Source organism: Mucilaginibacter straminoryzae, assembly GCF_022953055.1.
In the GTDB taxonomy this organism is placed as follows: domain Bacteria; phylum Bacteroidota; class Bacteroidia; order Sphingobacteriales; family Sphingobacteriaceae; genus Mucilaginibacter; species Mucilaginibacter straminoryzae.
In genome coordinates, this window is record NZ_JALJEJ010000018.1 from 1 (window position 1) to 25,136 (window position 25,136).

General features: G+C 42.9%; 30 protein-coding genes and 1 pseudogene. 10 read left to right on the forward strand and 21 right to left on the reverse strand.

What is annotated here, in order from left to right:
- Positions 1-156 precede the first annotated feature (156 nt).
- The 4 genes from MUY27_RS20240 to MUY27_RS20255 all read right to left on the reverse strand — a co-directional run bounded on the left by MUY27_RS20240 (position 157) and on the right by MUY27_RS20255 (position 3,984).
- Positions 157-1,350, reverse strand: a complete 1,194-nt coding sequence (locus tag MUY27_RS20240) for a relaxase/mobilization nuclease domain-containing protein (protein WP_245133269.1) — start codon at positions 1,348-1,350, stop codon at positions 157-159.
- A complete protein-coding gene (locus MUY27_RS20245; protein WP_245133271.1) occupies positions 1,347-1,781 on the reverse strand; it encodes a plasmid mobilization protein in 435 nt (144 codons plus the stop codon). The genes MUY27_RS20240 and MUY27_RS20245 overlap by 4 nt, the downstream gene beginning before the upstream one ends.
- Positions 1,782-1,783: 2 nt before the next feature.
- A complete protein-coding gene (locus MUY27_RS20250; RefSeq protein ID WP_245133273.1) occupies positions 1,784-2,071 on the reverse strand; it encodes a helix-turn-helix domain-containing protein in 288 nt (95 codons plus the stop codon).
- A 683-nt stretch (positions 2,072-2,754) separates the two neighbouring features.
- A complete protein-coding gene (locus tag MUY27_RS20255; protein WP_245133275.1) occupies positions 2,755-3,984 on the reverse strand; it encodes an immunity 26/phosphotriesterase HocA family protein in 1,230 nt (409 codons plus the stop codon).
- A gap of 883 nt (positions 3,985-4,867) precedes the next feature.
- Here MUY27_RS20255 and MUY27_RS20260 point away from each other — a divergent pair.
- Both MUY27_RS20260 and MUY27_RS20265 read left to right on the forward strand, forming a co-directional pair.
- Positions 4,868-6,088, forward strand: coding sequence for a site-specific integrase (locus MUY27_RS20260; RefSeq protein WP_245133277.1), 1,221 nt, complete (start codon positions 4,868-4,870; stop codon positions 6,086-6,088).
- 78 nt (positions 6,089-6,166) lie between these two features.
- Positions 6,167-6,631 carry a DUF6934 family protein gene (locus MUY27_RS20265; RefSeq protein ID WP_245133279.1) on the forward strand — a complete coding sequence of 155 codons (465 nt, stop codon included), beginning with the start codon at positions 6,167-6,169 and terminating at the stop codon, positions 6,629-6,631.
- Between the two features lie 388 nt (positions 6,632-7,019).
- On the opposite strand, the gene MUY27_RS20270 is transcribed toward MUY27_RS20265, so the two are convergent.
- The 11 genes from MUY27_RS20270 to MUY27_RS20615 all read right to left on the reverse strand — a co-directional run bounded on the left by MUY27_RS20270 (position 7,020) and on the right by MUY27_RS20615 (position 14,709).
- A complete protein-coding gene (locus MUY27_RS20270; protein WP_245133281.1) occupies positions 7,020-7,556 on the reverse strand; it encodes a hypothetical protein in 537 nt (178 codons plus the stop codon).
- A gap of 427 nt (positions 7,557-7,983) precedes the next feature.
- Positions 7,984-8,892, reverse strand: a complete 909-nt coding sequence (locus tag MUY27_RS20275) for a DUF5712 family protein (RefSeq protein ID WP_245133283.1) — start codon at positions 8,890-8,892, stop codon at positions 7,984-7,986.
- Between the two features lie 52 nt (positions 8,893-8,944).
- Positions 8,945-9,499 carry a BfmA/BtgA family mobilization protein gene (locus MUY27_RS20280; RefSeq protein WP_245133284.1) on the reverse strand — a complete coding sequence of 185 codons (555 nt, stop codon included), beginning with the start codon at positions 9,497-9,499 and terminating at the stop codon, positions 8,945-8,947.
- Positions 9,500-9,792: 293 nt separating this feature from the next.
- Entirely contained in the window at positions 9,793-10,119 is a 327-nt protein-coding gene (locus MUY27_RS20285) for a hypothetical protein (protein WP_245133286.1), read from the reverse strand.
- Positions 10,116-10,385 (reverse strand): helix-turn-helix domain-containing protein, encoded by a 270-nt coding sequence (locus tag MUY27_RS20290; RefSeq protein WP_245133288.1) that lies wholly within the window; start codon positions 10,383-10,385, stop codon positions 10,116-10,118. The genes MUY27_RS20285 and MUY27_RS20290 overlap by 4 nt, the downstream gene beginning before the upstream one ends.
- A gap of 238 nt (positions 10,386-10,623) precedes the next feature.
- Positions 10,624-11,385, reverse strand: a complete 762-nt coding sequence (locus tag MUY27_RS20295; RefSeq protein WP_245133289.1) for a hypothetical protein — start codon at positions 11,383-11,385, stop codon at positions 10,624-10,626.
- A gap of 177 nt (positions 11,386-11,562) precedes the next feature.
- A complete protein-coding gene (locus tag MUY27_RS20300; protein ID WP_245133291.1) occupies positions 11,563-12,456 on the reverse strand; it encodes a bestrophin family protein in 894 nt (297 codons plus the stop codon).
- A 48-nt stretch (positions 12,457-12,504) separates the two neighbouring features.
- Complete coding sequence (locus tag MUY27_RS20305) at positions 12,505-12,999, reverse strand: ankyrin repeat domain-containing protein (RefSeq protein ID WP_245133294.1); 495 nt, start codon at positions 12,997-12,999, stop codon at positions 12,505-12,507.
- A gap of 3 nt (positions 13,000-13,002) precedes the next feature.
- Positions 13,003-13,236: a hypothetical protein gene (locus tag MUY27_RS20310; RefSeq protein ID WP_245133295.1), complete on the reverse strand. Its 234-nt coding sequence runs from the start codon at positions 13,234-13,236 to the stop codon at positions 13,003-13,005.
- A gap of 86 nt (positions 13,237-13,322) precedes the next feature.
- The gene (locus tag MUY27_RS20315) at positions 13,323-14,489 is read right to left on the reverse strand and encodes a PAS domain-containing sensor histidine kinase (RefSeq protein WP_245133297.1); all 1,167 of its coding nucleotides are present in this window, start codon (positions 14,487-14,489) and stop codon (positions 13,323-13,325) included.
- An 85-nt stretch (positions 14,490-14,574) separates the two neighbouring features.
- Positions 14,575-14,709, reverse strand: coding sequence for a hypothetical protein (locus MUY27_RS20615; protein ID WP_262918374.1), 135 nt, complete (start codon positions 14,707-14,709; stop codon positions 14,575-14,577).
- 177 nt (positions 14,710-14,886) lie between these two features.
- On the opposite strand from MUY27_RS20615, the gene MUY27_RS20320 reads away from it, so the two are divergent.
- Genes MUY27_RS20320 through MUY27_RS20330 form a run of 3 tightly spaced genes read left to right on the forward strand, consistent with a single transcriptional unit; the run spans position 14,887 to position 15,898 of the window.
- Entirely contained in the window at positions 14,887-15,270 is a 384-nt protein-coding gene (locus MUY27_RS20320) for a response regulator transcription factor (protein ID WP_245133300.1), read from the forward strand.
- A 29-nt stretch (positions 15,271-15,299) separates the two neighbouring features.
- Positions 15,300-15,692 carry a hypothetical protein gene (locus MUY27_RS20325; protein WP_245133302.1) on the forward strand — a complete coding sequence of 131 codons (393 nt, stop codon included), beginning with the start codon at positions 15,300-15,302 and terminating at the stop codon, positions 15,690-15,692.
- 14 nt (positions 15,693-15,706) lie between these two features.
- The gene (locus tag MUY27_RS20330) at positions 15,707-15,898 is read left to right on the forward strand and encodes a DUF3606 domain-containing protein (RefSeq protein ID WP_245133304.1); all 192 of its coding nucleotides are present in this window, start codon (positions 15,707-15,709) and stop codon (positions 15,896-15,898) included.
- A 257-nt stretch (positions 15,899-16,155) separates the two neighbouring features.
- Here the strand turns inward: MUY27_RS20330 and MUY27_RS20335 are convergent, their stop codons facing one another.
- A complete protein-coding gene (locus MUY27_RS20335; protein WP_245133305.1) occupies positions 16,156-17,388 on the reverse strand; it encodes a BamA/TamA family outer membrane protein in 1,233 nt (410 codons plus the stop codon).
- Between the two features lie 814 nt (positions 17,389-18,202).
- On the opposite strand from MUY27_RS20335, the gene MUY27_RS20620 reads away from it, so the two are divergent.
- From MUY27_RS20620 to MUY27_RS20345, 3 genes are read left to right on the forward strand one after another with little or no spacing between them, the layout of a single operon-like run.
- A complete protein-coding gene (locus tag MUY27_RS20620) occupies positions 18,203-18,337 on the forward strand; it encodes a hypothetical protein (protein WP_262918375.1) in 135 nt (44 codons plus the stop codon).
- A 56-nt stretch (positions 18,338-18,393) separates the two neighbouring features.
- On the forward strand, positions 18,394-19,719 hold the full coding sequence (locus MUY27_RS20340) for an OmpA family protein (protein WP_245133306.1): 1,326 nt from the start codon (positions 18,394-18,396) through the stop codon (positions 19,717-19,719).
- An 11-nt stretch (positions 19,720-19,730) separates the two neighbouring features.
- Complete coding sequence (locus MUY27_RS20345; RefSeq protein ID WP_245133308.1) at positions 19,731-20,312, forward strand: hypothetical protein; 582 nt, start codon at positions 19,731-19,733, stop codon at positions 20,310-20,312.
- Positions 20,313-20,505: 193 nt separating this feature from the next.
- On the opposite strand, the gene MUY27_RS20350 is transcribed toward MUY27_RS20345, so the two are convergent.
- The 4 genes from MUY27_RS20350 to MUY27_RS20365 all read right to left on the reverse strand — a co-directional run bounded on the left by MUY27_RS20350 (position 20,506) and on the right by MUY27_RS20365 (position 23,316).
- Positions 20,506-20,991, reverse strand: coding sequence for a hypothetical protein (locus tag MUY27_RS20350; RefSeq protein ID WP_245133310.1), 486 nt, complete (start codon positions 20,989-20,991; stop codon positions 20,506-20,508).
- Positions 20,992-21,074: 83 nt separating this feature from the next.
- Entirely contained in the window at positions 21,075-21,932 is an 858-nt protein-coding gene (locus MUY27_RS20355) for a sigma-70 family RNA polymerase sigma factor (protein ID WP_245133312.1), read from the reverse strand.
- Positions 21,929-22,942, reverse strand: a complete 1,014-nt coding sequence (locus MUY27_RS20360; protein WP_245133313.1) for a fatty acid desaturase — start codon at positions 22,940-22,942, stop codon at positions 21,929-21,931. Before MUY27_RS20360 ends, MUY27_RS20355 begins: the two co-directional genes overlap by 4 nt.
- Before the next feature lie 17 nt (positions 22,943-22,959).
- On the reverse strand, positions 22,960-23,316 hold the full coding sequence (locus MUY27_RS20365; RefSeq protein ID WP_245133315.1) for a hypothetical protein: 357 nt from the start codon (positions 23,314-23,316) through the stop codon (positions 22,960-22,962).
- 217 nt (positions 23,317-23,533) lie between these two features.
- Between MUY27_RS20365 and MUY27_RS20370 the strand changes: the two genes are divergently transcribed.
- Complete coding sequence (locus MUY27_RS20370) at positions 23,534-23,728, forward strand: cold-shock protein (RefSeq protein ID WP_100341164.1); 195 nt, start codon at positions 23,534-23,536, stop codon at positions 23,726-23,728.
- A 386-nt stretch (positions 23,729-24,114) separates the two neighbouring features.
- Positions 24,115-24,324: pseudogene (locus MUY27_RS20375) on the forward strand (response regulator); the annotation flags it as partial.
- A gap of 620 nt (positions 24,325-24,944) precedes the next feature.
- On the opposite strand, the gene MUY27_RS20380 reads toward MUY27_RS20375, so the two are convergent.
- A partial coding sequence (locus tag MUY27_RS20380) for a hypothetical protein (protein WP_245133318.1) occupies positions 24,945-25,136 on the reverse strand: 192 nt, incomplete at its 5' end.

Below are 25,136 nucleotides of genomic sequence, written 5' to 3' on the forward strand. Positions count from 1 at the left end.
TGCTGGGCAAGCTCCAATATGCCCAGCTTGTTCTTGATGATCTTTGCTTGTGTTGTCATTATTCTAATCTCAGTTACGTTCTTTAATTAATCGTAACTGTCAGATTAAATCGTGACTATCTCACCGCAGGATATTATGTGTTTCTTCTTGCTGTTGCTACAGTCTCAAGCCCTTCCTTTTCTTCTTCCGCTTCTTAAGCTTTAACGGATCTCCGTCCAGATGATCAGCATGATGATCAGAGCTGAGCAAAGCCCCGATAAGATCGCGATCAGGTAAATTCTGATGATCCACCTGCTTCTGACTTGGCTGTTCGCCTTGCTGATGCTTTCTACCTGCGCTGCGATCGAGCTCATCTGCGAGACGAGATGAGCTGCAGTTCTGTCGAGTTCCCTTAACTTCGTTGCTGTCGCTCCGATCTGCTTTTCGGTCTTCACCCGGTATTCTTCCCTGGCTTGTTGATATTGACCTTGTAATAGGATCAGCATCAATTTCGCTTGATCTAATTCTGGCGTTTGCTGTTCCTGCTGCTCGTTCTGCTTGCCCGGCTCTTGTTCTAACATTTGCCTCGTGTATTGCTGTGCGATCTCTTTCTTGTTCATAACCTATTGCTGTTTTTATCGCCTGCCATTTATAAGCATTACCTAAATGCGCGCCTTTAAACTGTAAGCCTTCATAGCTGTAAGAGATACCGCTTACAAAGCCAGTACTTGCCTGATTGAATAAGACGTTAATCCCTTTAGCTTCCAGTTGTGCTATGAGTTGCGCTGTGGTTGGCTTTAACTTTTGTCCAAGGATGCTTTTTATAATGACCTGCAACTTCATTTTCGTGGATGGCTCATCCGTCCGCTTCATCATTTCCAGTTCGTTCTTCGTCATCGCTCTTTCCTGTGCCTGCCTGCTTGAGATCACTTCAGTTAATCCATACTGCTTTTCCAATTGTCGTAAGACCTGCTCGCTGCGCTGATAGTCCTTGCTGTCACTCACTACACTGCCATCATAACCGATCCGGTTCACCAAGAGATGTACATGGGGATGTTCGGCATCAAAATGCCGGAAGATCATGAACTGGTTCTGAACAAATCCCATATTGTTCAAATATTCATTTGCAATCTTGTTCATTTGTTCATCCCTCAGGTTCTCATTCGGCGGGAAGTTCAGCGAGGTATGGTAAAAGTATTTAGCCAGGTTAGGCCGCAGCATCCGCACCAGTTGTAGTTCTTTCATCACCGCATTTTCTTCCAGTATTGCAAATGAGCTGTCCAGTACTTTGGCTACACCCTGATCTACCTTTTGCAAGTTGTACCGGAGTGCGCCTCGAAATCCTTTGCCTTTGACCTGATCTGCTGTCATGGGATGAGCTTTTTAATGATCTCTTTCTGCTGATTGAGTAAAGCAATAATAATCGTAATCAAATCCGGCTGCTTACCCGTGTGCATCGCCTTGATCGCCTGGTTCAGGTTCACGCCGATCTTGTGCAGCTCGCGGTATACCGCTGCATCCAGTGGTGACACTTTGATCGCAGGAAACTTCCCGGTAAATACTTTCTGCCTGATCCAGTTAGCCGGGGTGATTCCCGCTGCTTCGGCATAGGCATTCACCCGCTCATTTTCTGCTTCTGTCAAGCGGATATTGACCTGTACCACTCTCTTGTCTTCTTCCTTTAATGCCGGTCTTGCCATAATCTGAAGGATGGAACGAAGTGAAAGACTGCTGCATTTCTCCGAAGGAGCAAGCCGTTTAAGCGTAGCGAAAACATGGCTTGCTCCTTTTCGGATGAACACAATTATCTGCTGAATTTTAAAGTCTTGTTTTGGGATTCTCCCTTTAATACTTTCAGGATATCCTCCTGACTGTAATAAAAGATACCGCCGATCTTAGTGAACGGAATGGTGCCATTGTCTCTAAGTAATTGCAGGGTATTGTTCGAAATCTTTAACAGGTTCTTGACCTGGTAGGTCTTCAGGAACTTTCTGGAATCGTCCTGTCCTTGGCCGAGCAAGGCCTTCATTTGATTTAACAGCTTTTCACCGAATGCTTCTAAATCTTCCTTGGTGATCACTTCTACTGCCATAACATTTTGCATTAAGTAAAACTTAAACTTATCGGGTAAGGGAATGCACCACAAGTACAAATTTCATTGTACCCTTGTTATACCCCTGTACCCTTTATCTTAAAAATTTAAGTAATGCTTTCTCCATATCTCCGCCAACTTTTACTTATTATAAGCCAAATTATTTAATATCACTCAAAGCTCGTCAACCGCTTCGACTAAACATCACACCTCATGTACGAGGTAGGATATTTTTATTTGTGGTTTGTTTGTCACTCCAGCTCAAAATTGAGCATCTGTTCTCAATTAAATTCACCATTCGTACGTACAGCATGTGTTTTTTAGCCCTCAGTCGAGTTAACTTTAGTCAAAAGTGCTAAGCTTATATTTAAAACTTCACCACTTGTACCTAACTTACGTCTTTTTTCTATTCGTTTTCTTGCTCGATCTACTCAGTCTTACTCAAAAATCTTAAGTCAATCCCGATAAACTTCACCACCTGTACCCACCTGTGGTGTTTTTTATTGAAATCAACGGTCATAAAGTCCTTTGAGAATTTATCACACCTTACGTACGAGGTAGGATAAGTTTTCTATAAAGGTGTGGTAATTTGAAGGAATTACTATCTGATGTTGTCCGAGTCGGAGTCTGTATTTTTGTAAATGTAGAAATGTAGAAATGAATATTTATAGAAATGCAGAATTCTACTTCGTCAATGTAAGGAGCGCATACGAGTCAGCAGTATTCATAAGATGACAGTTCTCATCATATCCTTTGTTCGGATTTAGGCCAAAGGCTACCATTATTTCTTCTCGCACCTCTTTGTTTACCGGATTTCGTAAGTCAAAGCGGGTATAATAACCTGAATTCTTAACAAAATCATACTGTCCGTTATTAGCAATAGTATCTTTTATTTCGGCAGCACTAGAATATTTTGGATAGAAGCCCAGGCCGTAGTACCCATACGGGTTTGATATTTTTCTTGAGGGACTGCTTTCAGCGACAAACGGATTATCAGCAACAAAATACTTATTAAAGGTCGCTGTAGGAAGTTTTTCGTAGATCAGACCCCATTGGATGAATGAGGCATGTTTTTTAAAGTCGATATTTCTTCCGTATGACATTGGAAAGTCCAATTCATCCGACTCCAAATCCTTGTAACTAAAAATTTCGAACTGGCCGTAAAGCAGCAGATTATCCATCATGTAATCAGAAGGCAATGCTCCTGCCTGTTGCAATACTTCAATATCCACATTTTTTGAGTCCGAGATGTAAGCATAGATTTTAACCAGTACGGGTTTGGTCATAATAACGTTTAGCCCATGATCTTTAGAAATGATGTTTTTCTTTTTTAAAAGATCAATGTTCACTAACACACGGCCAAAACCGTATTGTGTCCGGCTTAGTTTAAATGCAAAAAAGTCCCCAGATTTAAATTTGACAAGTTTGCGCTGGGCTTGCTTAAATTCTTTAATGTCCCCTAAATAACCATCTGAAGCCGTTTCAATATATTCAGTTATAACATTACTAATAGATTCAAGTGGAGCATCTTTTATGTATTTCTTTTCCCAACTGCTATCATAAAAGGTCGTTTGAGTATGATAATTGCCTATAAAAACTCTACCGGTACTGTCTATTGAAACGTAAACACCTGTAGGTTGTCTGGATTCTAAAACCGAAGCAGTTAACTTTTTTTCTTTTCCTTTACCTGTCTTGGGTAGTAAAATTGTTCGATCTCTAGTCAAGTCATCATATTGCTTTTCCTGGTATAGATCTTTAGTCCAGACGATATGTCTTTTGATAATGTCGCCATCGTAGTAAAGAATGCTAGCTTGGCGATAAGTATCTCCATTAAGTATTACTCTATCCCAATGCGGTTCGATAGGCTCTAAACCAAAATATATCCTCTGTTCATTAGTGAGTTCAAATTCCATTGACAGGCATCATTTGAACAGCAAGATAAATTTTAAATGGGATTTATAAAATGTGTTCTACCAATTCTTAGTTTTAAGAACTTTCAGTCATTTGATCTTTGTTAGGTCTGTTAGGTTTAAGTGAGATGGGATTAGCGCTAATCACAAAAAATGTGCGGCACTGCACCGCCTTAACAAAGGTAGCTACGCAAGTAAGCTGTCAACAGTATACAGAGCGGGCAGGTGTTGATTTTTTTCGCTTGCCCGCTGTTGACAACTTCTTTGCTACCAGCTCTTGGTTGTTTACGCGATGAAATGCCGGAGTGTGTCAGGACAATTTACAGTTTGTAAAGTCGTTCATCAAATCTAAACGGCGTAACCAATTCAACCTTTAACTCTCGGGCTTCTTCATGTAAAGGATTAATCAGTACATTTTGAGAAAATGGATCAACGCCGCTGGGAACATAAAGCAACTTGAAATTTGGCATTTTTGAATGAACCTAAGATTAGTAAGAATTGACTATATTTGTACTATAACGATTGATCTAAATCACTTTGATTTGAGCGGGTCTTTTGCGAGACCTCTTTTTCAAAAACCGACATATTGCTGCGAAAGGGGCTAAAAATAGTCCAGTTACATTTCCCTCCCTCACCGCTGGAAAGATAATCAAACCATGCAAAAGCCGCTAAATCGTATGATTTAGCGGCTTTTTTGTTCTTTATACTACACAATTCATGCAAAAAAAGGCAATATAAAAGTGAGTCATTCGTGTAGTCACCCTCACGTGAAAAAAGACTCACTGAAAGTGATATAAATCACTGTATAACAGCCTGTTCATAAGTTGAACATCTTGATTCATAAGGACTGCTTTTCGACATTTGTTAACCCTTTAATTGCAGTGTTATGTTAGAGAAAAGTTTGGGAATCTTATTTTACTTAAAGCACCCACGAAATCATTATGGTAATTCTATACCGGTTTATTTACGGATAACAGTTGATGGTGTACCAAGCGAGATTTCAACAAAAAGGAAATGGGACCCACTTCGATGGGATGCCCGAAAAGGCCGAGCATCTGGTACTAAGGATGATGCAAAAGCGCTCAACACTTTCATTGAGCTATTAGCTCATAAGGTTCATGAAGCAAGGCGAAAGTTGATTGATGCCAACAAGGAAGTATCAGCAGTTGCTATCAAAAATCTGTTATTTGGCGTAGATGAAAGTAAATATGTCATTCAAATATTCCAGGAACACAATCAAAGCATAAAAGCTTTAGTTCCGCATGAATATTCAGCCGGCACACTTGACCTGTTCGAAAGGACCTTGCTCCATACCCAGCGGTTTATTCAATGGAAATACGGAACAGATGATATTAACATCAATAAACTTGATTACGAATTCATCGAAAGGTTTGCCTTCTGGTTCAAAACTGTCCGTAAGTGTCAGCACAATTCAACCATAAAATACTTAACCTACTTTAAAAAGATTGTTCTTCTTTGCGTAAAGCGTAAGTGGTTAAATCACGATCCATTTGCTGAGTTCAGTCTAGCCAGAAGAGAAAACATCAGGCCTTATCTAACTGAAACAGAAATTACCACCATAGCTAAAAAAGCTTTTCCAACAGATCGGCTTAATGTTGTAAGGGACATCTTCCTGTTCAGCTGCTACACTGGCCTGGCTTATGCAGATGTGCAAAAGCTTAAACGGTCGGAAATAATCATAGGTATTGACAAACAGCAATGGATTGACACCACCCGTCAGAAAACTGAAAGTGCGACAAGAATCCCGTTACTTCCATTCCCGCTTTCCATCATTAAAAAGTATGAAACTCATCCAGCTTGTCAGGCAAAAGGAACCGTTTTACCGATCCCCTCAAATCAAAAAATGAACGCGTACTTGAAGGAAATTGCTGATACCTGTGGAATAAATAAGACGTTGACCTTTCACATTGCTAGGCATACTTTCGCTACAACGGTTACGCTAAGCAATGGTGTCCCTATCGAATCAGTCGCCAAGATGCTAGGTCACAAAAATCTCAAACAGACACAGCATTACGCTAAGGTGCTTGACTTCAAAGTCGGAAATGATATGCAAGCTCTTAAGGAAAAACTAACTGATTTAAGTTGATTGATACCAGGAGCTAATCTCTCAACACAGTTGAGAGATTAGTTCTTAGGATAGATATGACAAGTAAATTAAGCAGAAATGAATTTACCACAGTATAATTCGATTACCGCAGATTTTAAAGAATATGAGTTTTTCAGTATTGGACCTAAAGGGAAGATTAAGAAACTTGTCTCATTTACTAAAGTTCGTAGTGACCCTGTAATGTACAATTTGGCTTTCGGAGATGCGGATTCAGAAACAGGTTTAATTAATGATAAAATTACAACTAACAATGATGACCGGGATATTGTATTGGCTACTGTTGCTAATACCATTAACAGTTTTTGTGATCACAATGGCGATCACTATATTTTTGCCGCAGGTAGTAGCCCTGCGAGGACAAGATTATATCAAATGGGCATTAACCGATTGCTCGGTGAGATCAGGAAAAATTTTGATGTATATGGTCTTATAGATAACAAATTTGAGGCATTTGACCCCCGTCATAACTACGATGCCTTTTTGGTAAAAAGGAAGCAAAAACATATATTTGATAATCAATAAGAAAGGAGCAATTATGTCAGCTATTAACAAACGAAATAATGATCTTCGCTACGACGGCCATGTTACGGTAGTTAAAAATCTTAAAAGCCATGCCAACGATCCTTACGTCCTAAAGAAAGTCGAACAAGCAAAAGCCATTTTAAGTAAAGTAGACTTATCGAATATTGAAAAGAAGTAAAGTAAAAAACATACAAATAGAAAAAGGACTGAGTACTCAGTCCTTTTTCTATTTGTAGTAGGTAACGACAATTTAACGCAGTTTAGTCAGAAGTCGACATATTTGTACCAACCAAGGCAATATTTTCAGTATATATAGAAGAAGCTCCGTGAACTAAAAAAATCTGGCATCGTTTTAGATTTATTAACCGTAGGGAGTATGATGTGTAAGCTACTTGTTTTCAGAAGTATCATTGAAAAATCTCGCGATTTCTTCTTTGTGCTTTTTTACATCGTCGGGATTTATGTATGTTGTACTGACAGCGCTGCCTTTTTCCCAATCTGATGTTCCAAAACCATACATACTCGATAGTGCGTAAGGCTTGTACGTACCTTTGAGTAATGCAACGATGTCGAAAGCAAACTCTGAAAAGTAGGTTTCCGATTGGTTTAGCCTTGACCTTAAATAGAAATCACCTTGCTTCTTACATTTTGAATATGCCCAAAAAAGCAAAGAACGGTTCCTGGGCTTTTCATCTTCATGCAAATATTCGAACTTTACGATGCCACTGGAGTATTTCTCGTGGGATTCGGGGCGAAGGATATAACCACCGTAAAAATTCCTCAAATCAGAACCCTCCAGAAAAGCATCCAATGCCCCAAAGTCCATCTCATTCGATTTATGTAATTCAAAGAAAACCGTTGCACAAAAGAAATTCTTGGGCAAGTAAAACTTGTAGTCATGAATCGAAGGTTTGCTGATACCCATTAAGGGCTTAATTTTCGCAAATGTTCAACCGCTTGCTTGACGTTTTTTTTATTGGACACCGACTTCACCTGTATTTTCAAGCCAACACCGTTTAAAACTCCAATTGGTAGCCGTTGTTAAAATCTATAGTTGAACCACAAAGTTAATTTACCTGCACACACCAGGTCATTGCAGCACTTAAACAACCGAAGCCAGAAGCAGGGCAACTGTCAAGGGCCCCGCGATAGCGGGGTTTATATACCCTTGACGGTTGCCCTGCGCCGCTACCTTTGTGGCGGCGGTGCAGTGACCATTTGCCTGTTTGACCATAGGACAAGCAGGCAGGTATGAGGTAAGAAATACTTGCCTGAAAGCGGCGAGGCTGGCTGCGGAATGAAATGCAGCAGCTTGCCGCAGCCGCAACCATGTCAGTCAATATGTCTCCAAATCAAATCGACTGCCCCTGACTGTAACGCCTCCGCCTTTTGCGTTTCCGTGTACCATCATCAACAGTCGGTTGCCCATAATACTGCCCGTTATTATCCAGTAACGTTTCAATCAGACCTTTACTATGTCCATGGTATAAGCGCTCTTTACTGGCACGCTCCAGTTGCAATAAACACCGCACTTCCTGCCGCTGCTCGTAATCGCCATGCTTCAAGGCATTGGCATACCTAAACGTTTCAGCAACAATGCGGTCATAGTCAAATAGCTTATCAAACAATTGTTCTGAAATCTGTTTAAAAGCCACCCGGTCAAACTGCCCGACCTTTGCACTATGCGCTGCATTTTTACCTTTCGAGTTATTGAGCGGACTAAGCTTAATAGTATTAGTGGCATCCTTCCGGCTGACTATAATCTGAATGTGCATCTGCTCGCCAGGTTTAACATCACCTTTCATCGCTTTGCCTTTCCGAACTTCCAGATCTTTATAAGTATAATAGCGATGCTGTTCCAACTTCCCGAAGTAAACCAGGTCTTTACCGCTATCGATACCCTCTCGCTTAAAATTCCTGGCATACGCATCCATTACCTGGTTAGCATAAGCCTTCAGATGTTCCTGTGCGCCGGCCTGGCCATGGCGCTCCTTCAGGTACCGGATCTCCTTTTCGCTTGGACTGATATTTATCAGGAAGAACTTAGCATCATCTTTTGAAAGCTTGGCAATGTTGTTATCAATACCACTCCGCACCTCATAAGGCTGAATGTTGTCCCGAACATGGTTAAACCAATGTTCCAATTGATCACCCTGACCTAGCTTCTCTGCCGTACGGTTTTCCTTCTCCAGGTAGGTAACCAATTGTCCGCAGCTGCCTTTGTTATTTCCTGTTTCGCTCTTGGTAATGTTAATGTGCATAGCAGGTTATTGGTATTTGATACTTTCGATAATGCTTTTTCTTCGTGTTTCACTATAAAGCGTTCACCTGCTCCCGTACAAAGCGGAGCAACTCATCTTTATCTGCTTGTTTACTCAGCATTGTTAATTGTTCACGCTGTTTGATATAATGCTCCAGCACCGCGCTAAACCGCTTCTTCAGTTTGTCTTTATCCAGCTGCGCTCTATCCAAACGGTTCAAATACTCAGCAATCCGGTTGATCGCATTTACCTGCCCGGTATAAGCTTTGACCTGCTCTGCATTATGATTTAAAATATGCTCATTGAAAAACTTAACGATTTGCTGCTGGCTTGTACTTATTCGCTCCGCATCTTTTTTCACCGGGATGAGCAGATCCTGTTCCTGAGTTTTGATAAAGGCCAAAATGTTATCCGTCTTCCGATTGATGGCATTCTTTAAAAGCTCATCGTTCAGGTCACGCGGATCTTTCTTGGTCTTATAAAAATAGTCCACCATTAGCTTAAACAGATCCAGCTTGGTCAACCCGCATTTATTGGCAACAGCTTGCAGCTTATCGTCTGTCTTTACGGGAAACCTGATCGTTTTAATATTCTCGTCTGTACCCATAGCATCAATTCATCTATATCATTTACCCCATATAGTATACTGATAGGTATACTGTTTTCAAGCCTTAAAGAATACAAGCGGGGGGGGAAGTATACCAACGGTATACGAAAATCGGCTCAGCCCCGCAGGGCGAGCGGAAAAAGTCGGGTGCGCCCGACTTCCGCTCGCTCCCCCCGCTTTCAGCGAGAGGACAGAAGATATATCGCTATACTGATATTTGGATAGCTGGCTTTTCCGATATATTGTTCCATTGTGCCGTCGCTACATTGCTCCATTGTACCGTTATTATAACGTTATATTTCCCACCCTGTAGGCCAGTAAACCAGACTGCCATTTTTGGGATGGTAAGAGGGTTGGTAACGGATGTAGCCAAATTCATCCAGTTGCTTAATGCACTTGTGGTAAGTCGCAATGGAAGCGATCCGGCTAAAAGCCATTAACGCTTTCCGCGTAACTGCAAACGGACTGGTAAACTTACTGCGCTGCCAATGAACAAATAGCCCTGTAAACAAGCTGACATGGGTTGCGTTCAGGCGGTCATCCTTGCTCATTTGGCGTAACAGGTTACCATAGCCAGCCAGCTCCGGGATGCCTGCGATAATTGAAAGATCTGGTTTCATTGCAAGCCTCCTTCCAATAGCTTGTTGATGTCATCCAGCTTGTAGTAGATGATACAGCCAACTTTAGTAAAGCTGAGCGTCCCGTTGATGCGCAGGTTCTGCAAGGTGCCCGGCGAGATTTTTAGCAGTTTACGCACCTCAATGCTCTTCAACCATTTATTGGTGCTGGAACTACCATCCACCTGCACTATCCTTTTGATCTCATCTAACAGTTCACGTTTAAAGATCCTTAAATCTTCCGTGGTAATTAATTCAATTGCTGTCATACACTTATCCTTTCTTTGATTATTAATAACTCGTCGCAAATAGCATTTAATGCTTTTGCCCAACTCCCTTGATGGGATAAAAGGTGGAGATGCTAGGCATCTGCCCACGATGCTTCCTTAGATGTTCAGTAGCAATAAGCAATGCAGTCGTCTGAACACAATGGTTCAAAGGTGAGGTGTAAAAAGGCGAAATGAATGACCAATGATGGCGTTTGGTCAGATTTGGAGAGTGGTAACGCTATTTATTGTCTTTAGGGATGATCTTGAAAAGCTTATCCTTTTCTGCGATCTCGATAAACTTGGCTGGTTTATCATCCTTTTGCGCAGGAAAGTAGTTACGCGCAGTATCGATGGAAATATCCTTGTCACCATGCTTAAAGTACTTGGCGATCATCTTATACCAGGGGGCCTGGGTTTGCGAATTGACCAGCTTGCCATTTTCCGGTGTAACCAAGTCTTGCAGTTGCTTTACAAGATCCATAAATGCGGCGATGTTGCCTTTAGTGATATTGATTTTTTCGCTGGTGTCATGTCGGGTTGCGTCTTTAAGCAAGCTTTCCAACTCAATAATCCTGTCTTTCAAATTATCAATCTCCCGGTCTTTCTCAGCAACTACTGATTCAATAGGCTCGAGTTTGTGCCAGTGGTCGATGGTTTTCAGAAAAGCCAGGAACGCTTCAAGTTTCCGAACGTTAGCCATGTTTTGAGCATACTTGGGAGAGATCGGGTTCTGGCGTTTAAAGTAGTTAATCCTGGTGGTTACGATGTCCAATACATGATCGAAAAATAGCTCTTCCCCGTTTGGGTGGCTTTCTGAAAAATAGTTTAGATGGAATTGGTAGTAAACACCGAAGTCTTTTTCAGATAGCTTATAAACTTTGAGCAGATAAAAATTGTCCTCAAGCGACCGATTTTGAATAACAGGATTTCCAATCTCATACCGGTGAGGGGAAAAATCAAAAGGGTTTCGGAATTTGAAGTATTGGCCTGGAGCTGACATATCAAGCATTTAAAAAAAAAACGCTTAATTTAAAATATGGTTTTTATACTGGATACACATAATAAAGTATTGATAATAAATAGTTATTCGTGATCGTAATAATTATTGCTAAGACGATGCACTGTGTCTTACAGCACAGTGCTAAAAAATGCTATTTCAAGACATTAGGTTGGAAATTCACATCAACACTCCATTTTTTGCATTATCTTTTTGTGGCAGGTCCCTGTCGCCGAGCATTTCCTTCAGATCGATCTCAATGGCTTGTGATATAGCCGTTACTGGAATGTCATTCTCCTTGTTTGCAAAAGGGTCCTGGATCTCGATAGCGATCTGTTCAATTGTAAGAAAGATGAATATGACGCTGATAGCAATTGGTATAGCGATATATCCAAATACCTCTATTATACCGAAAGGCAGCATAGTAGCAAATACGTGTACCAGAAAACTGGTAAAATAGCTGTACGGCACGGGGAAGGGTGTGTTTTTTATCCTTTCTGCTGCGCCGAGACTATCGGTCAATCTTTGCATTGTCCCGTCTAATGCCAGGAATTCAAAATTACTGACCAACCCATCTGCTTCCATTTTTTTGAATGCATACAAATTATGCAGCAGTAACAGATTAGGTTGATGACCTCGGTTAGCCAGACTATGCCATTCATCTTCAAAAACGAACGGTTTGATCTGCTCAGTTGTATTCTGATGGCGGAGTCGGCCGGCCATGGCGTAAACGAAAGCGATATGGCGGTGAACCATCCCCTGTAAATGCACAGGATCAATAGCAGCAGTTGAGGTAAACGTGATCAGTTGTCTGGCCAGTGTACGGGAATCGTTAACTACGGCACCCCAAATTTTTCGGGCCTCCCACCAGCGGTCGTATGCTGAACTTATCCGAAAGCCCATGAGTATGGACAACACAATGCCGATCATCGAGATGATTGTAGCCATTGATATGTTTACATGCAAGTACTTCATTAAGAAATAAACCGTGACAACGAAGAAAGAATGGAATAAGAGCCACTTCCATATCCGTGCAAGTATGGTGGTAGCTCTGATATCTATTGATAAGATCATGTCGGTAAAATTTTATTCTGATTTGTTTTTAAAGCGTTTAATAACAGCCTAAACACCAGGAAAGCCGGAATTTTTGGTCAAAAGGAAAATAGCTTCTTTGTTATCATATTCTTTAGCCAGATCAAAAGCGGTATTGCCGTCCTGGTCACAGAGGTCAAGGTTGGCTCCATTGTTGAGTAATAGTTCTATGATGTTGGTGTTTTTTTGCATGACGGCAAGCATCAGGGGCGTGCAACCCTGCCCATGCCGTATGTTCAGGTCGGCTCCGGCAGAAATCAGGTAAACGGCGATGTCGGTATAGCCTTTGAACGCGGCGTTCATTAGTGCACTGGTACCGCCGGTATCTACGGCATTCACGTCGGCACCTGCCGCCAGTAATAGCTTTAGCGTATCGTGCTGGTGGTTATAAGCCGCCAGCATCAAAGGGGTCATGCCTTGTTCGTTCGGGCAATTTATGTCAGCCCCATGGCTGAGCATGTTCTGCAGCATTGTGACGTTACCCTGCTGAGCGGCTATGACCAGATTTTGCGTTGGAGTCATCATCGGCTATTCCTCGCCGACAGCATTATCGTTCTCACGCACTTCCCGGGCGTTTTCGGCTGTATTGTCCGCTTTTTCATCATTGCTGCCATCCGTCCCGATAGCCTTGGCATCGCCTCCCGGTACATCGTCAGCACCAATATTGGAACCCTCTGGAACTTTGTGCTGTTTATCTTTACCGTCAGCACTTTGAAATGGCTGCTGATTGCCCAGGTGTTTATCGATTTCGTTGATATTCATGATATTAGTTTATTAAGGAACCTTTCGGTGATCGTAATGTTTTGCCGCGAACGAACTAGCGTATATCCCGCAGCCGCAAGAAATACTTATTCCAAACCTTCAACGTCTGGCAGCGTAAACCAAAAGGTAGACCCGATCCCCGGTTCACTTTCCACACCGATCTTGCCGTCATGCCTTTTGATGATCTCCGAGGAAACGTATAAGCCCAGTCCTAAGCCCGCGACCTGCTCGTTGTTTTCATCGACACGATAATACCGCTCGAATAATTTGCCGACACTGCCAGGCGGTATACCTCTGCCTTTGTCAATGACAGACACTTTGGTGGAATTTCCCTTACGCTTAACGTCTATGACGATCTCATAGGATTCAGGCGCATACTTAGCCGCGTTATTTACAAAGTTTACCAAAACCTGTTCGATCTTATTCTGATCGGCGGTTACCTTCAGCGAATGGTCACCGGTATAGCTCAGGCCGTGCCTGCCGCCCGCATTAATGTGATCACAGCACCCATCGACCAGCTCGGACAGGGCAAATATATTTTTATTAAGATCCAGCTGCCCCTGTTCGATCTTCGTCATATTCAAAAGATCTTCCACCAGATGATTGATCTTTTTGGTGTAGCGCTGGGCATTGCCGGCAAACTTTTTTAAGCTGTCCGTAATGATATTGCCCTCCGTTACCATTTTATGGATGATCTGAATGGTAGCCTGCAAACTGGTGATCGGTGTTTTAAGTTCATGGCTGGCTATGCTGATAAACTCTTCCCTTTGTTCCCGTAAATTATAACGTTCTGTAATATCCTCTATGATGGTATAACCGAGGGTCTGCCCGTTATCAGGGAATAGAATGGAAGTGATCTGACACCAGACTCTTGAGCCATCTTTTTTTTGCAGGCAAGTCTCAAAGCTGAAAGATGGTGACAGCTTTTGCCATAGTTTTTCCTGTAAGAAATGCCAGTCGCTGTGGCATTCCTCCGGAGCGAAATCCAGTATCACCGCGCCGATCAAATCTTCCTTGGTTTCGAAGCCCAGCAAAGTGACCATTGCTTGGTTAACCTCCAGAATCTTAAGGTCAGGCGCAATGATTTTATTGCCTAAGCGGGAAGATTCAAAGACCGTACGAAACCGGACCTGGCTTTCCTGGTAGCGCTGGTCTGTTGATAATATAGCTGCCCGGTGTTCTTCGGACTTTAAATTCACGATCTCTGATCGTAGCTGCTGGATGGTATGCTGTAATGATTGAATGTCGTCCATGGTAGAAAGTTCACTGACTTCTTAACCTGGATCGATCGGGAAGAAAATGTTTTTTTAATTGGATAATAAACTTAAGGCCAGTGCGCTATTTCTTTTTGGCACCCGCGCCGAGGTCATCTTTGGAAGTGGTCTTTTTACCGGCCTGATAGTCTGAAACGGCTTTTTTACCTTCCGTACTCGGCGCTTTTTTGACGTTCTTAGCGCCTTTGTCTTTACTCATATGACTTGTTATTGATCAACGACTGGAGAATTCCGGGCGCATTTGTGTAAGGTAGCACAATAAGTTGACATTTAACTTTTATTTTAAATATTTTGAATAAAGGTTAAAAATAGAAGATTAAGGTAAAACAATTAGGTTCGCGGTTTGTCCTTGTATTACTATTTGTAGATACGTTCAATGTTAGCCGTTCCGAAAACTGTTCTTGTAGTAGAAGATGACCATGATATCCGCGAACTCATAGTGATCATCCTGGAAGCGGACGGCTACGAAGTTGCATCCCTAGATTCGGGCAGGGACGTAATACTAACGGTACAACGTACATCGCCGGATATACTGCTGCTGGATGTGATGCTCGGCGATATGGATGGCCGCGACATCTGCAAAGCGCTCAAATCATCACCTGCCACAAGCCAGATGCCCGTCATGATCGTCTCCGCCACACACGGATGGGAAACGCGGCATGAAAGACAATGTATGGCAGATGACTACGTAGCCAAACCTTTTGATATTACAGACCTGCTAGTAAGGGTAAGCAATCTGGTCAATCGCAAGAGTGCGTGAGCTTATCCAATTAAAATCAATATCCAGCCATGAAAAGTATTCCTTATACGTGTTTTTACCAGGTTTACAAGCATAACACCGCCATCACCGAAATAAGGTCGAATGATTTCAGGCCGGGCAGCGGCGCTAAGTTCAAACGCGGCTTGCCTGTAGAGCAGCAAGCAGATGAAACGGCCGGTTTACACCAATTTTATTACGCACTGCCTCCTGATGAACTGATGTACTACGGGTATCTTGATAAAGCCCAGGCCATGGAAAAGGCAAAAGCCGGCGCGCTGGTCTACATCGGTCAAATGATCAGTGAAGTGGAGCAGGGTATCAAAAAGTTGACCCAATACAGAGAGGACCATTACGAGGATCTGAACATCAATTTGCTTGATGCGCAGATCCGTAAATTCCGGAATAGCATGAATATGAAATAATAAGTTAATAGCAGATGAACAGAAGATTCAGAATAAGTACACCTGATGAACGCACGATCGACATCAATGATGAATACGCAATGGAAATGTGGAGCCGGGAATTAAATGTCACGACGGCTAAACTTAAGGCCGCGATACAGTTGGTGGGAACCGCGGTGGATGCTGTAAGAAAACAGCTTAACCGCCCCAGCAGTTCGGCAAGTTAAACTTCCGTAAATACTTCAATAGATCACGTTTCCTGGCGTAGTTTCTTCACTGATTCAGGCTTTAATCTTTTAACTGCCTTACCCGCTCACGGGTAGGGCAGTTATTTTTAGAATCTGATTCAACATACATTGAACATCCCGTTTAAATCACACTAATTAAAATCGTTAGTGGAAGTTTCGTCACTGCTGTGCCGTTCCTTACCTTAAGACTTAATTACCAATGTTTTTCCATAATCTTTATTTTTAAAATTCTATTCTTAAAACTTTTCGCCCAGATTCAGTACAATCGCACTGTATCCTTTACTGAAAGCGTAATCTATCCCAATATTAGTATTGGAGCCTTTATTAAATTTAATACGCAGACCCGTGCCTGCAGCCGGATGCCACGATCTTAGAAGTGACCCCGAGCCGCTTACTGTGGTGGCGTTAACAAATGCAACAAATCCAAGCAGCCCGTTGCCGGTAATATCCCGCCGGTACTCGGTTTCCAGATATACCAGTGATCTGCCTCGATATCTGTTTTGCTCTAATCCCTCGCCTGAGCGATTATAAGGGTCTGAGCCTATGCCGGGGAGGTCCAGGTAAGGGGCATTACTGTTAAATACTGTCCAAAAGTAAGACCAAAACGCAAGTGTGTTTTGGCGGGTTGGGTTGTCTCGATCCAGTGGCAGGTACTTTCGTGCATCAATATAAAGCGAGTTCCATTTTTGGTTACTACCTAAGAAAGTAGGGTTTGCGCGGTAAACGATGTTCAGGTAAGATCCAGGCAGCGGATTGATCGAATTATTCCGGGTATCATATAGCAAGGACAGGTTTATCCCAGAGGACAGAGAGCTGCTTTGCGTGCCATAACTATAATGCGTAAACTGCTGAAGGTCTATGCCTGGCTCGTCGCTGTTAATGTTGCTGTGGTAATCTAAGTTGTAACCGCCGCCGGCATAAAAATAAGGCGTAATTTTTTTGAGCGCAGTTTGGTAGAAGCGGATATAATTCTGATTGACTAATGTTTTGTTTTGATCGTTATCAGTGTTCCCCAGTCCCCAGGTGTATTGCGGATAAACCAATAAACGGATATCCCCCTGAATATTCCACGTATTGTTAGGCAGCCAGATACTGGTGCGTAATGGAATACCGAAACGCCCCTTGAAATTCCAATAAGGCGCGAAGTTGGCGCTGGAAAGATTGGTAGTACTTTGCGGTCCCAGATAGGTTCCCGCAGTAGTACTGGTGATAAGCGCCCGGCCTGCGCCGCCCGGCACTGCACCGGGTACCGGTAAAACAGAAAAATATATCTTCTTTTCGCGCTGAACTCGTATTTTTTGAGGTTTGATATGAAAGAGAGCCTTGCCGATATCGATCAGATCAGTTTGGTGAGCGGTATCGCGTTGCTGACTTTGCTTAGGGATGGTATTAGCGGCATCTTGCGCTATAATGATGGTTGGCAGCAACAAACAGGCACACAACGCGCCTGCGGCATACTGAATTTTCATGACCCCATCAGGGCCGGCTGACTTTTTGATTGGCTCATGTTATTTTGTCTTCTTATTTGCAATGATCTGCGGGGGCGGTGATGCCGTTTTACCCACTTGATATTCTGACGGTAGTTTCTTTCCTACCGGGTTGGGCAGTTTCTTTTTGTCCTTACTCATGATGCTTGTTTTTCTGCAGTGCTTCCAAATTTGAAAGTACAGCTGCGTGTGTTATTATACAACTGGCATGAGAACCTTTTGTTACGGCCGGTATTAAATATATATTGGTCTGAGAGCGCCGATTTGCGTTAGTGTAAATTAGACGGAAAGCCATCACAAGGTTGGAACTAAGCGGGTTAATTTAATGATCGAGAAATATGATTTAATCAGTAATTAATATATATCGGAAAAGGAAAACAATTGATCTGTTAATTGCTTTATTCTTTGTGGTTGTAATTTTGCAGCCAGTTAACTTTTCTGACGATTGCTAAAGTCTCATGATTCCAAAGGACTAAAGCCATTACGATTTTCGCTTTTAAAAAAGCGGTCCTCACAGTACTAATCAACATTCATCATGACCAGTTTTAAACGCGCAGCAGTTATAGCTGGCACCGTTTGTCTCATTGCCCTCTGCGGTCTTTGCTATTATTGGTTCTACTATGTGTTTGGCGATGGCACAAAGGCAGGGACTATGAATTATTTTGTGCACAAGGGATACGTTTTTAAAACTTACGAAGGCTGACTGATTCAAAGCGGTCTCCGTTCATCTGGTCAAGCAAATATCGGATCAAACGAATTCATCTTTTCTGTCACGGACGACGACGTAGCAAAACAATTGAGCCAGCACGCCGGTGCGTACCTGGAAGTCCATTACAAAGAATACCTGCATAAATTACCCTGGCGAGGGATGAGCGTGTATGTTGTGGATAGTATCATCACTGTTCATACCAACGTTCCCGCTCAACCCTAATAACAACCTACTACTCCGCAATACATCACAATTGTCATTTATTTAAATCATTTATTATGAAATTATTATTTACGAAAGCTCTTGTTCTCGCCCTGCTGGGCTCAACAACCGCCCTCTTTGCCCAGAGCGACGGCTCTGACACCACTAAACGCTTTGATAAGAAAAGCTTTCGCACATTTTCTGTAGGCTTGAACGCCGGGATGCTTACACACTATACACCGTTTAACGGATCAGACAATGGCGATTTCCGCACACCGCAGGAAAAACTCGGTTATGGCGGCTATATTAAGCAACAAATCTTGCCCGGCTTCGGCATCCAGGCCGATTTTTTGGCAGGCCGGGTTAACGGCTTCCGCTCTAATGCTTTTCCTGCAGGTAGCGCTGCACAAGATAACAGCAGCTTTGAAACCCGCATTGAATGGTCAGCCGCTTTAAGTGCCAACTTTACGGTGGCCAACTTAAGCCTCAATCATAAGCAAAATGTACTATCACCCTACTTAACCGCAGGCGCAGGTTATATGTCATCAAACGCGGATGTAAGAACTACTGGCGCTAATACAGCTATGGGTTACAACCGGAATTGGTTTATCCCTGTCGGTGCAGGTTTCAAAGTAGGGCTGTCAAGAGTGGTCAATCTTGATTTTGGCTATCGCGTTGCTTTTATGAAAACAAACAAATTTGACGGTGTTGCCGGCAGCGTGAATGACAGATTTTCTTACGCACATGCCGGTATAGAGATCGCATTGGGCAAAAAACATGCGCCGCAATTGCAGAATTATAGTCCGCTGGCCGCCTTGCGTGAGCAAACATCAGCAGAAAGTGCTGAACTACGTGCGGTTATTACGGCTAATAATCAGGCGAGGATCGCAACCGAAGCGCAATATGCACAGGATATGGCTGATGACGACATGGACGGCGTTGCCAACAAATTTGATAAGTGCGCAGCTACACCTGCTAATACCGTTGTTGATGGTGCAGGTTGTCCGTTAAAAGTTCCGGCGCCAATCATTCGTGAAAAGGTAATTGTAACCGAAGCTGATCGCAAAGTAGTGGGCGAAGCGATCAAGAATCTTGAATTTGAGGTTGGTAAAGCGACGATCAAGGAAAGATCTTACGAAACCCTGGATCGGGTGGCCGCTCTGTTGGTTGACAAGGATTTTAGCCTGAAACTTGCCGGGCATACAGACAATACGGGGTCTGCCGACTTAAATCTTCGTTTGTCAAAAGAAAGGGCTGAAGCCGTCAAGGCTTATTTGGTATCGCATGGCGCAAATGCCTCACGGATAGAAGCTACTGGCTATGGCAAAAATCAGCCCATCGCCTCAAACAAGACAGCCTCCGGCCGCCAACAAAACAGGCGTGTAGAGTTCTCACTATTGTAAAATAAATTATCATGAAAAAACAAATTTTTATAACAGCAATTGCCATTGCTTTGATCGCATTATCTGCAAGTGCACAAATACAAAAAGGTAACGTTATGGTTGGCGGCAATTTTACCAACATCAGCCTTGGTTTAAATGATCCCAAAATATTCAGCTTAGATATAACACCCAAAGCGGCTTGGTTTGTACAAGATAACTTGGCCTTGGGTGCTTATGTAGATCTTAGTATCCAAACTGCAAAAGGTTCAAGCACCACTACCGGATATGGTATTGGCGCCTTAGGCCGCTACTATACTGGCCGCGATGTTGAGATATTACGGCACGGACGTATATTCGGAGAAGCAACCCTGGGCATAGGTGGAGTTAATGTGAGCAATGGCGGAGGAAATACGAACGGTCTTGACCTGAGCTTTGGCCCAGGCTTCGCTTACTTTATTACGCCTAATATCGGCTTAGAGACGCTGTTGAAATACAACGGACTGGCAGGGTTTGGCAGCCAAGGTTATCAGAGCAAATTAGGTCTTTCATTTGGTTTGCAAATATACCTACCAGGAAAAAGTACGGCCAGAAAAGTAGTTAATGATGTGAGGTAGTCGATACCCGATCCTTCAATGCCTAAGATTAAAGATCCCTCCTGGTAAAATCGGGCGGGATCTTTTTATCGCAAAATAGCCGGTTTAAATTAAAACTATGTAGGCGGTACTTTAAATGACTAAACCTACTACGCGCTGACAATATTGATGTGGCTGTCTGTGCAACGAACATACACGTCGGATTTGTGGCAATCTAAAACTGATTATAATATCCTTCCACTCGCTCGGTGATCTCTCTGAATACAGATGGCCGTAATTTTTCACCGGTAAGCTGATGCCATTTGCATTGGCTGTCCTGTGTTAATTCAGCAACCTGCGATCCATTCATCCAAACCGTATAAGTGCCTTTGTCTTTCAATATCACTTCACAAAAGATCAATTCATCAGCCGACTGCAGGCCGAAACCAAACGCCGACATTAATTCCTGCTGATGCGGAACGGACAGTTTTCTCAAAAAGAATTCGATGTCGGCCTTTGCGGCGTCATCGAAATTTTCGAAACCCCGAAGTGTATAATCACCATTATTTAGCGTGACGTTCCCTATGAACGTTTCGTCTTCGAATAAGAGGTGTTTGCCTGTACTAATGAACTGCTGCTCGTAAAAAGCAAGTATCGTTTCCACCTGGATGTAACGTTCAAGGCCGTTGTCGTTTAAAGTAAATCCTGTTCGGTATATCATAGCTGTTTGTTTGATAGTTAGTATAACACCTGTCTGATATCAGAAAGGTGCTTACTCGTCCCCGCACTTCGTCAAGGTAGGCATTATAGATACTTCAATAGATTACGTTTTCTGGCGTATTGCCTTAGCTGATGAAGCGCTTTATCTTTTAACTGCCTTATTCGCTCACGGGTAAGCTGGTACCGGTTAGCAATTTCCTCCAGGGTATAAGGCTGTTCCTGTCCGATTCCAAAAAAAAGCATAAGGATGCCCCGTTCGCGTTCCGGCAAGTGTATTAAAGCGTTTTTCAGGGCAACAGCCAAGGACTCCTGCATGAGCAGATCATCGGTTGCTTCGCCTTCTGCGGCAAGCAGATCCATTAAAGAACTTTTGCTTTCATCATTAATATAGGCATCCAGCGAAAGTGAACGGCTTGATTTACTCATGAGGTCAGCAATGCTTTCTGCGGGTAGTTGCATGACGGCCGCTATTTCTTCAACCGACGGTTCCCGCTCATATTGCTGCTCCAGTTGCGAGGACTGGCGATGCAGCCGGCTTAAAGCACCGATCTGGTTGGCTGGCAAACGCACCAGCCGCGACTGTTCCGCAATGGCCTGCATAATGCCCTGACGTATCCACCATACCGCATAGGAAATGAATTTGAAACCTTTCGTTTCATCAAATCTCCGTGCGGCCTTAATCAAGCCGAGATTTCCCTCATTGATCAGATCGTTGAGGGCCAGGCCTTGATTTTGAAATTTCTTGGCAACGGATACGACAAAGCGCAGGTTGGCACCGGTCAGTTTGTGAAATGCTGCCTCGTCGCCGTTCCGGATCAGTCTGGTGAGCATAACTTCTTCATCAGTCGTTACCATACCGATCTTATTAATGTCGTTAAAGTACTGGTCCAGCGCCCGGCTGTCGCGTGTCGTGATCGATTGTGTGATCTTTAATTGCCTCACGGGGTCAGGTATTTGTTGATGAAGTTTTGCTTATCATCCCGGTAATGGCTTACCGCACCTACACGATGCAGCAGGCGGATGTATATCCAGGCCATGTCCAGTTGATAAAACTTGAAGCCGCTGCGGGCGCTTTTAGGGTATAAATGATGGTTGTTATGCCATTCGCCTGCGACCAGTCCCGGCCATAACTGGTTGACGGAACGATCGGCTCGGTTGTAGTCTATGCCTTCCCGTTGTATGTCTTTGCCATGACCATGGCCGTCATAGTTAAAAGTACGTACCCCAACGGCCCAGACACCGGCCGCAGCAAACAAGGAACAGGCTAAAGCATGCCCGCCGGCCAGGTAAAAGATGGCGTACCAGAACGCCCAGTTAAGCACCCAGGTAGCTATTGTAGCAAGCGGTCTGGCGAAGGAACCCCAGTGTTGGTATTGCCGGTAAGTATTCCCCTTAACGCCGGTATGCGCCATTAAACGGGTGACCCGCTTATAATCATCTTCGCTCAGATCTTTTGCGATAGGCTGATGGTTCACATCGGCCAGGAAGCAGTACCAAAAACCGCCTTCGGCATTGTAAGGGTCGCCTGGTTGGTCTGATTTGGCATGGTGCACGTGGTGAGAGATCACGTAAATCTCTTCAGGTATAATATTAAGTGTTAGTTGCCGTGTAACAAAGCGCCAGAAACCGTTGCTAAAACGGTAAGCGCCATGTGTGCAATAGCGGTGATGCCAGACAGTGCCATGCGTACCCATGATGATCATGCCGTAGACAAATGCAGCCAGCAGCGTCCACCAGCTAAAAAACTGGAACACAAAAAGTAAAAAGAAGGGGATCAGGCAAAATACCTTAACCCAGCTTACAAAAGCCAGCCAGTTCTTTCGATCACGCCATACATTCAGCCTTCCGAAAAATTCTTTTAAAATGGTGCGCACATTGGGGCGCACCAATTCCCCCTGCGTGTCCTGCCAACCATAAGCGGGCGGCTGCAGCACATGATCTAAAAATGCCATAGTATTTGATAAGGATATTAACGAATGTTTCTCACCGGGTAAGCTGCCAGGAACTCTTTGCCATTGTGTTCAAGATAGCCGGCGGTCAATGCCGCGTCGGTACTTGATAGCTCCTGATGCAGCTTTCTTTTTACGCGCTGGTATACATTGAGCAATTCTTCGGGTTGTAACCGCAGCACGATCAGCTTGTGGTTGTTTTTTCTGAGACTGGCGATTTCCTCATCAGTAGAAAGGGTGAGCGCCCAATGTTCTCCCTGTTTGAAACCGAGCTCTATCGACTCGTTTTTCAGGTCGAACAAAAACAGGTTGACTTGCTTGTCAAGGATCGGTTGGTTTTTAGCTGACTTGCCGTCAGCTGGCGTTTGATTTATCATTGATGTTTAGCTGACTCGGTGTAATGCTTAAAAATTACCTGAATCAGTTAAGGGTAACGCCTAAGATGTAAAAGAGAGATAGGTGGTCTAATATACGTTTAGTTATTTGATTAAACTGAGTGTTGGTGATATTTATTTTTATTTTTAATTATTTTACCAAAAGTTAAATTATACCGATTAATAAGACTACCTTGCCGACTTACATAAATAATTTTAAATGCAAAAAGAAGGAACAGTGAAATTTTTTAACGATTCGAAAGGTTTCGGATTTATTTCACAAAATGATACAAGAACAGACGTTTTTGTACACTCGACAGGTCTGATCGATCAGATCCGCGAAAATGATCAGGTTAGCTATGACGTGGAAAACGGTAAGAAAGGCCTGAACGCAGTAAATGTAAAAGTTATTTAATTATCACTATATCTTATTACTCGTAACACCTGCCATCCGGCAGGTGTTTTTTTTTGCCATTTTGTTAGATGGTGGACAGAAATACCGTTTCCTGTTTTAGTTACAATCGCTGCGTTAGCCACGGGGAAAATACGCGGTGCGGATCAAAACTACCTGTTCTGCGTATTTTCAGGCATAAAACAGTTAGGTTTTAAACCTGTTGCTATTCATAATGCCCATATTTGGTGGTGAAAATGATGGTAATCGATGATTATCCGGTCGTTCTAAAAAGCCTTTATTCCTTGTTGTCCCAGCAAAAGGATATGCGGGTGAGCGCGGCTGTAGAAGATGGTGAGACTGTTGCTGCTTCAGGAGGGGCTGGACATTAATATGCTTTAACTGATCTTAACATGGCCGAAATGGATAGCCTGCAGCTCACCCGCAGATCGATCGCTTATCAGGCTGACTTGCGCGTATTGGTGCTCACTTTTTATCCTTTAAGGGCGATTGAACACCGCGCGCTTGCCGCGGGAGCCAAGCGTTGCCTATCCAAGGATAGTGATGTTGATGAACTTCTGGACGCCATACGCGTTATACATGCGACATCATCCACCTAATTTACTCTTGTGGGCAGCCTTATAAATGTGGGTGTTCCCTGTCCCGGTTCTGAAGTTGTTTCAAATGTTCCGTTCAGTAATTGAGTTTTATAACGAATGGTAGACACGCCCAAAGCATTGAGTGGTTGAAGCCCATAGATCAACCATTTACGTGGTACCTCGTTTTATCTTTGTGAACCAAGACGTATAACTGAACGACGCATCTTCATTTTTATTTGAATAGCTCATCATGAAATTGCATTTCGAGTATTAGAATTGGCAGGATTTATTAATTGATGAGTTTAAAAATATTTAAAAATTATTTAACGATCTTGAATGTTTAAAATCATCTAACGGATTATATTGAGGGAGTAAGCAAATAAAAGCAGCGATTTTATTGCTAAAATCGCCGCTTTTGTGGGTCGGAGGGATTCTAACCCTCGTCCAGACATGGTATAAGATAAGGTTTCTACATACTTACAGCAAATTGTGAATTAAATTCCTACTCACATAATTGATTAATTGATGTTTAATTATATTTGCATAACGATTAGCGTTAATTGAATCACAATGCGTGATTCGTGTAGTGTTTGATTATTATGTAACAAAAACGTTATAAATCAGAGAGTTAAGAGATGGGTTCATTTCCCTCCCTCACCGCTGAAAAGATAATCAAACCATGCAAAAGCCGCTAAATCGTATGATTTAGCGGCTTTTTTTTCTGAAAGTAAATAGCAAAGTATACAATCCATCGTGGTTAAAAGAATTTTTTCTACGTGCTCATAGGCAACAACCGTTGGTTCCTGATGGATTAAATCAGTTTTATTTCCGAC